The sequence below is a fragment of the Oscillibacter sp. MSJ-31 genome (genome assembly GCF_018918025.1).
GTDB lineage: Bacteria > Bacillota > Clostridia > Oscillospirales > Oscillospiraceae > Hominicoprocola.
In genome coordinates, this window is the sequence record NZ_JAHLPT010000005.1 from 84,579 (window position 1) to 96,846 (window position 12,268).

General features: G+C 62.3%; 14 protein-coding genes and 1 riboswitch. Of the genes, 3 read left to right on the plus strand and 11 right to left on the minus strand.

What is annotated here, in order from left to right; genetic code table 11:
• Window positions 1-40 precede the first annotated feature (40 nt).
• Entirely contained in the window at window positions 41-1,711 is a 1,671-nt protein-coding gene (locus KQI17_RS05825) for a DAK2 domain-containing protein (protein ID WP_216495279.1), read from the minus strand.
• Between the two features lie 21 nt (window positions 1,712-1,732).
• Window positions 1,733-2,083, minus strand: coding sequence for an Asp23/Gls24 family envelope stress response protein (locus tag KQI17_RS05830; protein WP_022018374.1), 351 nt, complete (start codon window positions 2,081-2,083; stop codon window positions 1,733-1,735).
• A gap of 247 nt (window positions 2,084-2,330) precedes the next feature.
• On the opposite strand from KQI17_RS05830, the gene KQI17_RS05835 reads away from it, so the two are divergent.
• Both KQI17_RS05835 and KQI17_RS05840 read left to right on the plus strand, forming a co-directional pair.
• The gene (locus tag KQI17_RS05835) at window positions 2,331-3,863 is read left to right on the plus strand and encodes a DUF1538 domain-containing protein (RefSeq protein WP_216495280.1); all 1,533 of its coding nucleotides are present in this window, start codon (window positions 2,331-2,333) and stop codon (window positions 3,861-3,863) included.
• 12 nt (window positions 3,864-3,875) lie between these two features.
• Complete coding sequence (locus KQI17_RS05840; protein ID WP_216495281.1) at window positions 3,876-4,556, plus strand: P-II family nitrogen regulator; 681 nt, start codon at window positions 3,876-3,878, stop codon at window positions 4,554-4,556.
• A gap of 54 nt (window positions 4,557-4,610) precedes the next feature.
• On the opposite strand, the gene KQI17_RS05845 is transcribed toward KQI17_RS05840, so the two are convergent.
• The 9 genes from KQI17_RS05845 to mgtE all read right to left on the minus strand — a co-directional run bounded on the left by KQI17_RS05845 (window position 4,611) and on the right by mgtE (window position 10,940).
• Entirely contained in the window at window positions 4,611-5,126 is a 516-nt protein-coding gene (locus KQI17_RS05845) for a M48 family metallopeptidase (protein ID WP_216495282.1), read from the minus strand.
• A complete protein-coding gene (locus tag KQI17_RS05850) occupies window positions 5,123-5,338 on the minus strand; it encodes a DUF1653 domain-containing protein (RefSeq protein WP_216495283.1) in 216 nt (71 codons plus the stop codon). Before KQI17_RS05850 ends, KQI17_RS05845 begins: the two co-directional genes overlap by 4 nt.
• 20 nt (window positions 5,339-5,358) lie before the next feature.
• Window positions 5,359-6,150: a YhfC family intramembrane metalloprotease gene (locus KQI17_RS05855; protein WP_216495284.1), complete on the minus strand. Its 792-nt coding sequence runs from the start codon at window positions 6,148-6,150 to the stop codon at window positions 5,359-5,361.
• Window positions 6,147-6,794, minus strand: coding sequence for an SdpI family protein (locus KQI17_RS05860; RefSeq protein ID WP_216495285.1), 648 nt, complete (start codon window positions 6,792-6,794; stop codon window positions 6,147-6,149). The genes KQI17_RS05855 and KQI17_RS05860 overlap by 4 nt, the downstream gene beginning before the upstream one ends.
• On the minus strand, window positions 6,791-7,063 hold the full coding sequence (locus tag KQI17_RS05865; protein ID WP_216495286.1) for an autorepressor SdpR family transcription factor: 273 nt from the start codon (window positions 7,061-7,063) through the stop codon (window positions 6,791-6,793). Before KQI17_RS05865 ends, KQI17_RS05860 begins: the two co-directional genes overlap by 4 nt.
• Window positions 7,064-7,220: 157 nt before the next feature.
• Window positions 7,221-7,652 carry a type II 3-dehydroquinate dehydratase gene (aroQ, locus tag KQI17_RS05870; protein ID WP_216495287.1) on the minus strand — a complete coding sequence of 144 codons (432 nt, stop codon included), beginning with the start codon at window positions 7,650-7,652 and terminating at the stop codon, window positions 7,221-7,223.
• Window positions 7,653-7,677: 25 nt separating this feature from the next.
• Entirely contained in the window at window positions 7,678-8,178 is a 501-nt protein-coding gene (locus KQI17_RS05875; protein WP_253285704.1) for a gamma carbonic anhydrase family protein, read from the minus strand.
• A 35-nt stretch (window positions 8,179-8,213) separates the two neighbouring features.
• Complete coding sequence (locus KQI17_RS05880; protein WP_216495288.1) at window positions 8,214-9,443, minus strand: aminopeptidase; 1,230 nt, start codon at window positions 9,441-9,443, stop codon at window positions 8,214-8,216.
• Window positions 9,444-9,557: 114 nt separating this feature from the next.
• Window positions 9,558-10,940 (minus strand): magnesium transporter, encoded by a 1,383-nt coding sequence (gene mgtE / locus KQI17_RS05885; RefSeq protein ID WP_216495289.1) that lies wholly within the window; start codon window positions 10,938-10,940, stop codon window positions 9,558-9,560.
• Between the two features lie 115 nt (window positions 10,941-11,055).
• Window positions 11,056-11,218, minus strand: a riboswitch (M-box (ykoK) riboswitch).
• A gap of 186 nt (window positions 11,219-11,404) precedes the next feature.
• On the opposite strand from mgtE, the gene KQI17_RS05890 reads away from it, so the two are divergent.
• Complete coding sequence (locus KQI17_RS05890; protein ID WP_022018387.1) at window positions 11,405-12,256, plus strand: YihY/virulence factor BrkB family protein; 852 nt, start codon at window positions 11,405-11,407, stop codon at window positions 12,254-12,256.
• Window positions 12,257-12,268: the final 12 nt, after the last annotated feature.

A 12,268-nucleotide genomic window follows, 5' to 3' on the forward strand; every position in this document is an offset into this window, starting at 1 on the left:
GGGAAAGGCCGCGGCCTTTCCCTCCTGTTCCTTTTTGTGCTTATTCCATCGAAATGATATAGTAGTACACCGGCTGACCGCCGCTGACCACATTGATCTCCGCGCCCGGGCAGAGCCGGCCGAACTGCTCGCCGGCTTTCTGTGCGTCCTCCTCGCTCACGTCGGAGCCGTAGAAGAGGTTGACGAACTCCGCGCCGCGGCTGTCCGCCTCGGCGGCGAGCTTTTCGAGCACCGCGCCGATGCTGGTGTCCGTGTCGAAGAGCTTGCCCTCGAGCAGCGCAAGGTAGTCGCCCTCGCGGATGGCGAAGCCGTCAAACTCGCTGTTGCGCGCGGCGTAGGTGATCTGCGCCGTGGTGACCGCAGAAGCAGCGGCGTTCATCGCCTGCTCGATGGCCGCGGCGTCCGTCTCGTCGGGGTCGACCGCCATCATCGCGCTGATGCCCTGCGGCACGGTCGCGGTCGGAATGACGATGACCTTCTTTTCACTCAGGCCCGCGCACTGCTGCGCGGCCATGACGATGTTCTTGTTGTTCGGCAGCACAAAGACCGTCTCCGCCGCGATCCTTTCGACCTCGGTCAGAATGCTCTCGGTGGAGGGGTTCATGGTCTGTCCGCCGTTCACGATGCCGTCCGCGCCGAGGTCGGCGAACACGGCGGCGAGGCCGTCGCCCGCGCACACGGCGAGGAAGCCGAAGGGCTTGAGCTCCTGCGGCTGCGGTGCGGGAGCGGCATGGTCGTGGCCGTCCTCCTCCAGATCGTCGGTGCTCTGCGCCTTGCGGCCCGCGGCAAGATCCTCGGCCTGCGTGCGCATATTCTCGATCTTGGCAAGCTCGAGCGTACCGTATCTCTGCGCCTCGGTGAGCGCGACGCCCGGGGTGTCGGTGTGAACGTGGACCTTGAACGCCTCGTCGTCCTCGCCGATCACAAGGCTGTCGCCGATGCCGTTCAAAAACTCGCGGAACGGCTCGATGGAGCGGTCGTCGATGCGGCGGACGATGAACACGGTGTCGAAGGCAAAGGTGATGTCCTCGTCGCCGACGGAGGCGAAGTCCGCCTTGTCGCGCGCGGCGTGCTCGGTCTCGAGCGTGGGCATGGTCTCGCCGCGCAGCGCCGCGAGCATTCCCTTCAGGATCACAAGGAAGCCCTTGCCGCCCGCGTCCACAACGCCGGCCTTCTTGAGCACGGGATTCATGTCTACGGTCTGGCGCAGCGTCTCCTCGCCCTGCGAGATGGCCTGCTCAATGACGTACTCTACGCTGTTTTTCTCGGCGCTGGCCGCCATCGCGCGGTCTGCGGCGAGGCGGGAGACGGTGAGGATCGTGCCCTCGGCAGGCTTCATCACCGCGTTGTAGGCAGCGCTCACGCCCTCCTGCATGGCGGCGGCAAAGGTGCAGCCGTCCGCGGTGACGCAGCCCTTGAGGCTCTTGGACATTCCGCGGAAGAGCAGCGAGAGAATGACGCCGGAGTTGCCGCGCGCGCCGCGCAGCAGAGCGCTGGCGGTGATGGACGAGGCGAGATCCACGGTCGCGGGGCTGCGCTTTTGCAGCTCCTGCGCCGCGGCGTGCATGGTCAGGCTCATATTGGTGCCCGTGTCGCCGTCCGGCACGGGGAAAACGTTGAGATCGTTGATGCTCTGTTTTTCCTTGGCGATCGAGGCCGCGCCGAAGATCAGCATCTCCTGGAAAACAGGCCCGGTAATGGTATCGTGCATAGGAAAGGTTCCTCCTCTTGTTTACATGGTCATGCTGTCGACGCAGACATTCACGCCGCGCACGACCGCGCCGGTATTCTCGGTGACAAGGTAACGCACCTGACCGATGATGGCCTGGCAGACCGCCGAAATGTTCACGCCGTGCTCGACGACGATGTGCAGCTCAATGGAGATCTCATGGTCGTCGTGCTGCGTGATGTGGACGCCCTTGCTCATCGCCTCGCGGCGCAGCAGGTGGACGATGCCGTCCGTCATGGAGCGGTAGGCCATGCCCTTCACGCCGAAGCAGCTCGTCGCCGCCGCGCCGGTGATGCTCGAGAGCGCGGTGTCGCTCACGAAGACGCTGCCCTTTTCGTTTTTCAGTTCTATCATATTCGCGCATCCTTTCTGCAAAGCTGCGTTTGGAAAATCGTTTCCGTCATTGCGTAATCAATGGTATTATATACGATACCGGGGAGAATAACAAGAGAAATTTGCGTCCCCGCGCTCCGCGCGCGAAGGCGGGCGTTTTATGCAGCCGCGGCGAAATGCCCAAAGCGGCCAATCTTAACACAATTGTAACACTTTTCCATGCTATACTACGGTATGATAGGACTATATCCGGAAAGGAGCTTTTGCCTTGTATCGCAGCAAACTCAACGAAAAATTACAGGAATCGCTTGCCGCGGTGCTGCCCATCCTCGCCATCGTGCTGATCCTGAGCTTCACCATCGCCCCGCTCCCGACGAGCGTGCTGATGGCGTTCCTCTTCGGCGCGGTGCTGCTGGTGGTGGGCATGATGTTCTTCTCCCTCGGCGCGGAGCTGGCCATGTCGCCGATGGGCGAGCGCGTGGGCGCGTGCATCACCAAGACGCGCAGGGTCGGCATCATGCTGACGCTCGGCTTTCTGCTGGGCTTTCTCATCACCATTTCCGAGCCGGACCTGCAGGTGCTCGCCAATCAGGTGCAGGCCGTGCCGAATATGGTGCTCATCGTCACCGTGGCGGTCGGCGTGGGATTGTTTCTCTGCTTCGCCATGCTGCGTATGCTGCTCTCCGTCCCGCTCAACACGATGCTGGTGGGCTTCTACATCGTGGTCTTTGTTCTCGCCATGTTCGTGCCCAAGGATTTCCTTGCCGTAGCGTTCGACTCCGGCGGCGTGACGACCGGCCCGATGACCGTGCCGTTCATCATGGCGATGGGCGTCGGCGTTTCCGCCATCCGAAGCGATAAGCACAGTGCGAACGACAGCTTCGGTCTTGTCGCGCTCTGCTCCATCGGTCCCATCCTCGCGGTGCTCATCCTGAGTCTCATCTTCCATCCGGACGGCGGCAGCTACACCCCCGTCGTCATCCCCGAGATCGGCGACAGCGCCGCGCTCTGGCAGCTCTTCTTCGTCGCCTTCCCGACGTATTTCAAGGAGATCGCCGTCTCGCTCCTCCCCATCGCGGCGTTCTTCGCGGTGTTCGATCTTGTCTCCCTGCATCTCGAGCGCAAGCAGCTCATCCGCATCGGCGTGGGCCTTGCGTATACATACCTCGGGCTCGTCATTTTCCTCACCGGCGTGAACGTCGGCTTCATGCCCGCGGGCAACTACCTCGGCAGCGTCATCGCGGGACTTTCCTGCAACTGGATCATCATTCCCATCGGTATGCTCATCGGCTACTTCATCGTCATGGCCGAGCCGGCGGTCTACGTTCTCATGCGGCAGGTCGAGGAGCTGACCGACGGCGCGATCCCCGGCAGCGCGATGAAGCATTCGCTCTCCATCGGCGTAGCCGTCTCGGTCGGTCTTGCGATGATCCGCGTGCTGACCGGCATTTCCATCTTTTACCTGCTCGTGCCGGGCTACGCCGTTGCCATCGTGCTCTCGTTCTTCGTGCCGAAGCTCTTCACCGCCATCGCGTTCGACTCCGGCGGCGTGGCCTCGGGCCCCATGGCGACGACCTTCCTGCTGCCCTTTGCGATGGGCGCGTGCTCGGCGGTCGGCGGCAATATCGTCACCGACGCCTTCGGCGTGGTCGCCATGGTCGCCATGACGCCGCTCATCACCATCCAGGGGCTTGGGCTGCTCTATCGCCTGCGCACGAGACGCGGGGCGGCAGAGAGCGTGCCCGCGGTCTCCGGCGACGCCTTCGCCGCGTCGGACGACCTCGCCATCATCGACCTGTAAGGAGGGCGCAGCATGAGTGAATTATCCATGATGGTCACCATCACCGAGCGCAGCAAGCTCACGACCTTCCTCTCGTTTTACCGCGAGCGGCAGGTGCCGGTGCAGTTCATCTCGCTCGCCCTCGGCACGGCGAGCAACGAAACGCTCAATTACCTCGGTCTCGAGCGCAGCGACAAATGCGTGTTCGCGAGCTTCGTCACCGACGAGAAATGGGAGGAGCTGCGCCGCGGCCTGCGGCGCGAGCTGCAGATCGACGTGCCCGGCATGGGCATCGCCTTTACGGTCCCGCTCAGCTCCATCGGCGGGCGGCGCGAGCTGCAATTCCTGACCGAGCACCAAAACTACCAAAAGGGGGAGGAATCCACCATGAAGGACACGAAATACGAGCTTCTGGTCGTCATCGCCAACCACGGCTACAGCGATCTGATCATGGACGCGGCCCGCGGCGCGGGCGCGGCGGGCGGCACGGTCATCCACGCCAAGGGCACCGGCATGGAGGGCGCGGAAAAATTCCTCGGCATTTCCCTTGCCGCCGAAAAGGAAATGATCTACATCGTCGTCCACCGCGACAAGCGCAACGAGATCATGTCCGCCATCATGCGCGACGCGGGCATGGCGAGCAAGGCGAAGTCCATCTGCTTCACCCTGCCCGTCTCCGCCACGGCGGGCCTGCGGCTCATCGAAGAGGACTGAGCCGCCGCACACGATCAAAAAGAGGTTGGAAAGCCGCTTGGCTTTCCAACCTCTTTATTCTTTCAGCAGCTTCATGCGCTCGCGGTGGTCCGGCAGGATGCTGCCGAGCAGGGCGTAGAAGCCCGCGCCGTGGTCGTGATGCGCGATATGGCAGAGCTCATGCACCACCACGAGGTCAATGGCCTCGTCGGGGTACTGCATGAGCCGCCAGGAAAAGCAAAGGCTGTTCCGGCTGTTACAGCTCCCAAAGCGCGTTTTCGCGCCGGTGATCTTCACGCCGGTCGGCACAAGGCCGGTCACGCGGCTCCAATGCGCCACGCGCTGCGGCAGCTCGGACCTCGCGCGCGCAAGGAGCGCTTCGCGCTCGGCCTCTGTCGGCTCGTGATGCGCGGCAATGCGTTCCGCCTGACGGGTGCGGGCGCGGGCGAGCCACGCCTCATGCGCGGCGACAAACGCGTCGATCTTCTCCACGCCGAGCCTCAGCGGCGCGTGGACGACCACCGTGCCGTCGCGCTTCAGCTCCATCGAGAGCGTTCGCCGCCGTGAACGGACGAGCGTATAGTCCGTCATTCCCCGAGATAGGTGAATCGGCGGTAGGTCTTGCCGTCGCGCTCGACGACCTCGTTCCACATGGCGGCGGGGCGCACCCACAAGCCGAACTCCCCATAGAGCGCGCGATAGACGACCATATCCTCCAAGGTTTCGCTGTGCTTCGCAAGGCCGACGACCTCGTATTCGTTGCCCTTGAAGTGGCGGTAGCGGCCTAATTTGATCGGTTCCATACAGATTTTCTCCTTTATGTTTATGCGTCACATTCCTCAAGATAGCATTTGCGGGCGCTGCGCAGCGCATAGAGCGCACAGACGGCAAGCCACAGCTCGACCGGGAAAAGCTGCTTGACATAGCCGAACTGGTAGAGCGCGGCGGGCATATCGAAAATCGCGTGCAGGCCGATGGCGAAGGCGAGATAGCCGCGCTTTGCGCGGCTCCGCGCCGCGGCAAACACAAAAACGGAGAGCGAGATGTGCAGCAGCATCGCGCTCACGCGCTCGAGACAGGCGAGCAGGCAGTAGCCGACGGTGTATTTGCCGAGGGAAGCGGCGACGGTCTGCACCTCCTCCATACTGCTGGCGAGCTTCAAAAGCGCGTCCGTGTCGCCCGCGTTCCAACAGAGGGCGAAGACAAGATAGAGTGCCATCGACGCAGCGGAAACGGTCATCGCCTCGATGCCGCCGTGGCCGATGCCCGCCGTGACGGCGGCAGCACGCCCGTCATAACGGCGCATGACGGTCTTATACATGCAAAAGCGGCCGCACTCCTCGAAAATGCCCGCTGTCAGCGCGCCGTAGAGCATATAGAGCCACGGGCTGCTCAGGATCGCGCGGGAAACGGCGTTGTCGGAGAGGATGCAGAGGTAGTGGAGTCCCATCTCCAGACCCCGCGCAAAGAGGAGAAAGGCCAGCGCGCCCCAGAGCGCGGGCTGCAGGCGGGTACGCTCGGTCCTGCGCCACCAAATCAGAATGCCGATGGGCAGCAGAGCACAGAATGCCGCGGCCGCGCCCATGGCGATGAGCGACGAGGTCGGAACAGTCATTGCGCTCCCCCCTTCTCATGGCGGCGGTAGTAGAGATAGGAATACAGCACCGGAATGCCCACCGCCAGCACAAGGAGAACAACGGTCACCGTCGGCCCATGCAGCTGCCAAAACGCGGACACGACCATCAGCAGTCCCGCGGCGACCCAGGTGAAGCCCGCGGCGCGGTGCGTGCGGGTCCAGTTCTCCTCGCTCGCAAGCGTCCACGGCAGCTTGATGCCCATGGTGCGGTTCCGCCGGAGCTTCGGCAGGTAGTTGCCGAGGATGAGAAACAGCAGTCCCACGAACACCGGCGCCACGGTGCCGACGTGCATTTCATAGCCCAGCCCCGTGCCGAGCGTGAGCGCTCCGCCGAGCAGCGACATCGCGGGACAGATCCACAGCATCACCGTCCGCAGCACAGGATTCATATTCCTGTTCGTCCCGTGGCTCTCGGCGTAAAAGCAGATGAGGTGCAGCGCCAAAATAAACAGCGGCAGGCCGAACACCGTGGCGGCACGCGACGACCAGCCGTTTGCCGTTCCGTCAAAGCCCCAATGCGTCGCCATCGTTTCGGGCAGGCGCGGATAGAGCGCCACGCCCGCCAGCAGCGGCAGCAGGCAGACCAGCGAGGTCAGCAGCAGTTCTTTTTTGTTTGCCTTCACGGTTCCTTCTCCCCTTTCAAATCCTGTAACCACAGCAGCACCTCCTCCAAAATGGAGGCGTTGAGACTGTAGTAGATAAAGTTCCTCTCGCGGCTCTCAAAAATGAGTCCCGCCTTCTTGAGCTGGGCGAGGTGGTATGAGACCGTCGCCGCCGTCATGTCAAAGCGGCTCGCGATGTCGCCCGCGGTCATGCGCCCGCCCTTGAGCAGATTCAGTATCTCGCGCCGCACGGGATCGCCCAGCGCCTTCATGGTTTCACTCAGGCCCACGCCGCTCACCTCCTTCGTGGTATTTAGAAAATTTTCTAAATAGAGAGTAGCACCATTCCGCCGGAATGTCAAGCGGTATTTAGAAATTTCTCTAAATACCGCTTTGCAGAAAGGGAGCCGTCCCCCCAGTGGAGAACGGCTCCCTTGATTTTTGCTTTTACTGCTTTGCGCCCGCGAGCAGGTCGATGCCCATGGTGTAGCTCTCGAAGCCGTGACCGCGGATCTGCGCGATGCAGACCGGCGCGGTGACGGAGAGATGGCGGAACTCCTCGCGCTTTTCAATGTCGGAGATGTGGACCTCCACCACCGGAATGGTGATGGCCTTGATGGCGTCGCGGATGGCGTAGCTGTAATGCGCGTAAGCACCGGGGTTGATGACGATACCGTCGAACATCCCGTCCGCCTCCTGAATGGCGTCGATGATCGCGCCCTCGTGGTTGGACTGGAAGCACTCGACCGCGATGCCGCGGCTCTGTGCGTGGGCATAGATGCGGGCGCAGAGGGCGGCGTAGTCCTCGCGGCCGTAGATATCCGGCTCGCGCTTGCCGAGCAGGTTCATGTTCGCGCCGTTGATGACCAGAATTTTCATGGCGTTTTCTCCTCTCCGTCCGCGCTTATTTACCCTGCTGAGCAAGGAACGCGCGGTACTCCACGCTCTTGCGGTAGTAAAGCTCGCTGTTTTCCAGACAGGACGCCTTCTGCTTGTCGTTCAGGGGCTTTGCGACCACGGCGGGAGAGCCGACGAGCAGGCTACCCGCAGGCGCGTCCATCTTGCCGGTCACGACCGCGCCGGCGGCAATAATGCAGTCGTCGCCGATCTTTGCGCCGTCGAGCACGATGGCACCCATGCCGACGATCACGCGGTCGCCGACCGTCGCGCCGTGGACGATGGCGCCGTGGCCGACGGATACATCGTCGCCGAGGGTGCAGAGGTTGTGGATCACCGCGCAGTCCTGAATGTTGCAGCGCTTGCCGATCTTGATGGGCTGCAGCTCCGCGCGGCAGACGCTGTTGAACCAGAAAGCGGTGCCCTCGCCGACGGTCACATCGCCGCAGACCACCGCGCCGGGCATGACAAGGACGTTCTCGTCCGTTTCAATGGGCTTGAAATTCATCGTGTTCTCCTCCGTTTTTCTCTGTATCTGCGCCCTTACAGGGCAAAATTTCCGCTGCGGAACACCGGCAGCTCGCGGCCGTCGTGCGTCGTGCCGGTGATGGAGAGGTCGGCGGTGCCGACCATGAAATCGACGTGCGTGAGCGAGTGGTTCAGCCCGTGGGCATTCAGCTCCTCGCGCGTCATCCGCTCGCCGCCAACGATGCACTCGGGGTACGCCTCGCCGAAGGCGAGGTGGCAGGAGGCATTCTCGTCGTAGAGCGTGTTGTAGAACAGCAGACCGCTGCTGCGGATGGGGCTGTCGTAGGGCACCAGCGCGACCTCGCCGAAATAGCGTGCGCCGTCGTCCACCGCGATGGCGGCGTTCAAAACATCCTCGCCGCGCGAGGCCCGCGCCTCAACGATGCGGCCCTCCCTCACGGTGAAGCGGATGTCTTCGATGATACTGCCGTTGTTGACGAGCGGCAGCGCCGCGCAAACCGTGCCGTTGACGCCGGTTTTAAGGGGTGCGGTGAAGATCTCCTCGGTGGGCAGATTGGCGACGAAGCCGACGCCCGCGGGCGTTTCGGAGTTGCCCGCCGCCCAGAGATGATCGTCCGGCAGCTCGATGGTGAGGTCGGTGCCGAGGGAATTGGTGTAGTGCAGGCTCTTGAAGCGCAGCGCGTTGAGCTTTTCCTTGCGCGCGGTCAGCAGCGCGATGTGCTCGCGCCAGCGCGCCTCGGCGTTTCCGTCGCCGGTGACACGCACGGTTTTCAGGACCGCGTCCCAGAGCGCGGCGACCGCATCGCCCTCGCTCCGGTCGGGGAAGACCTTCCTCGCCCACGCGGCGATGGGCGCGCCCGCGACGCACCACGGAAAGCCGTTCGCCATCTGGAGCCGGTCAAAGGTCTCGCGCTCGGCGGACGAGGTGCGCTGCGCGGCGACGAGCCGCGCAGGCGATACGCCCAGCAGCGTTTCGGGGTCCTCCGCATCGATGCGCAGATAGGCCGCGCCCTCGTTGGCGTAGTCGGTAAAGAACGCCCTGCGCCACGGGCGCGGCGTTTCAAAGGCGGCATCCTGCGCACGCAGGAAGCGCTCGCGGGTGATATAGTCGTCCGTCCAGTTCAGCACGACCTCGCCCGCGCCGAGGTCATAGGCCGCCGACGCGCACAGCCGCGCGAACGGCGCGCACTCCACGGGGGACGAGAGAATGAGCGTCTGCCCCTTTTGCAGGTTCAGTCCGACGGAAACGATCAGATGCGCATATTCGCGCAGCTTTTCTTCCACAAAAATACCTCCTTGAAAATCGGGTATGCTTACCCTACGGTGCTTTTCATAGGAACAGAATACCACGCCCCGCCGCGCTTGGAAAGGGGAAATTCGGCGGCAAGGCCGGAAAACTCAGATGCCCAGCAGGAGCGAGGCGAAGCGGAAATAGATGGCCAGCGAGATCGCGTCCACCACCGTGGTGATGAACGGCGAGGCCATGACCGCGGGGTCGAAGCCGATCTTCTTGGCCAGCAGCGGCAGCGTGCAGCCGACGAGCTTGGCGGCAAACACCGTGACGATCAGCGTCAGGCAGATGACCGCCGCCACCGTCATCGTGATGGGATTGCCGAAAATCATCTTATCCACCAGCAGCAGCTTGACAAAGTTCGCCGCGCTGAGCACCGCGGCGCAGAGCACCGCCACGCGGATCTCCTTCCAGATGACGCGGAGGAGGTCGGAAAACTCGATCTCATCGAGCGAAATGCCGCGGATGACCGTGACGCTCGCCTGCGAGCCGCAGTTTCCGCCGGTATCCATCAGCATGGGGATATAGGCGGTCAGGATAGCGCAGGCGCCGAGGGCGTCCTCGAATTTCGCGATGATCTGGCCGGTGAAGGTCGCCGAGACCATCAGCAGGAGGAGCCACGGGATACGGGACTTGAAGGTCTCGAATACGCTCGTTTTGAGATAGGGTTTGTCGGTCGGCAGCATGGCCGCCATCTTTTCGATATCCTCGGTGGCCTCTGCCTCCATGACGTCCATGGCGTCGTCAACGGTGATGATGCCGACGAGACGGTCTTCCTTATCGACGACCGGCAGGGCGATGAAGTCGTACTTCGAGAAGGTCTGGGCGACGTCCTCCTTATCCTCGAGGGTGCCGACGGAGATGACATGCGTCTCCATGATATCCTCGATGATATCGTCCTCGTCGGAGAGGAGGATCGTGCGCAGAGAGGCGATACCGAGCAGCTTGCGCGCGGGGTCCACCACATAGCAGACGTTGATGGTCTCCTTGTCCGTGCCGGTGCGGCGGATGCGCTTGAGTGCGTCCTCGACCGTCATGTCGCGCTTGAGGTCGACGAACTCCGTCGTCATCAGCGAGCCGGCGGAATCCTCGGGATATTTCAGGATCTCATTGATGCTCTTGCGGGTGTCGGGGTCGGCGTGCTTCAGAATGCGCTTGACCACGCCCGCGGGCATCTCCTCGACGATATCGACGGCGTCGTCGAGATACAGCTCGTCGAGCACCTCTTTCAGCTCGGTGTTGGAAAAGCCGCGGATGAGCATTTCCTGCACATCCGGCTGCAGCTCAACGAACAGCTCCGCCGCCGGCTCCTTGGGCAGCAGGCGGAACAGCAGCGGCAGCATCTCCTCGGGCAGATCGTCGAACAGGTCTGCGATATCGGCGGGCTCCAGCTCGACTAAAATGTCGCGCAGCGCCTTATACTGCTTTCGGCGGGTCATCTCCTCTATTTCCTCCAGCAGCTCGTCGCGGCGTTCTTCAAAATCGATCATGCGCTGTTCCTCCTTTCTCCAAAGCTGACCGGCGCGGGCCAGGGGATAAAAAAAGCCCGCAGGCCTTCCTCCGGTACCAAGGCTGCGGGAGCGACAATGATAAAAATCGCGCTTTGCGATCTTCCCTACCGTTCAAGCTTTAGCATCATCAGGCGGTGAAACTGCATTAGATGGCACCTTGGTTTCGATGCCAACTGTTCAAACCCTCGCATCGTGTCTCCACGACTCTGCGGCAGCAGTCCATATCCTGATGGTAGCCTTACCTACCGGACGAATATTTATTTGCCTTATCATAGTATGCGCATTTTCTTTCTTTGTCAAGCATTTTCCCGATTTTTTCGGCCCGTTTTCCCCGCTGCGGCGCGTCGGAAATCTTTCTCTTTCCTTTTCGGTCTTGCTGTGCTATAGTATTGTTGTTTTTATAGGGCTTCGTGAAGAATAAACAGGGCGGAGGTGAGCGGGATTTGCTCGAGCGCGTGATGCACAACCGGTTTTTTCGCGGCACGGCGCTGTTCGTGCGCCGCTACTTCGACCACCGCGTGGCCCGCGACAGCGCAGCGCTAACGTATTACCTGCTCTTTGCGATGTTCCCGCTGCTCATCTTCCTGAGCAACCTCGTCGGCTTCTTCGCCGTGGACATTGAGGGCTTCCTGCGCCAGCTCGGCACCATCATCCCCGCCGAGGTGCTGGACCTGCTGATCCAGTACCTGCGCTACGTTTCGCGCGTATCGAGCCGGACGCTGATGACCTTCAGTCTGATCTTTTCCATCTGGTTCCCGATGCGCGCGGCCAACGCGCTGCTGCTGAGCGTGCGCAAGGCCTACGGCATGGGGCGTCCCACGCAGTTCCTCCGCCATCAGGCCAAGGTGTTCCTTTACACCATCTGCCTGATCCTCACGATCCTGCTCTCGCTGGTGCTCGTGACGGTGGGCCGCAGCGTGCTGAACCTCTGCGCGGACTACTTCCATTTCAGCGCCATCCTGACCGACGGCTTCATCGAGCTGTGGTCGACGCTGCGCTTCGTGTTCCTCGGCTGCATCGTCTTTCTCGCGCTCGCCGTGCTCTACGGTCTCGCGCAGGAGACGCGAAGCGTTCACTACGTCTGGCCCGGCGTGCTCTTTTCGCTCACGGCCTGGATGGTCCTCTCGCTGCTTTTCTCGCTTTATGTGGAAAACGCGGCGAACTATTCCGTCATCTACGGCTCCATCGGCGCCATCATCGTGCTGCTGCTGTGGCTGTATCTCTCGGCGACCATGATGATCATGGGCGCGGAATTCAACAGCGTTCTGATGGAAATGAAGACTGCGCGCGGATGAGGCGCGCGGATA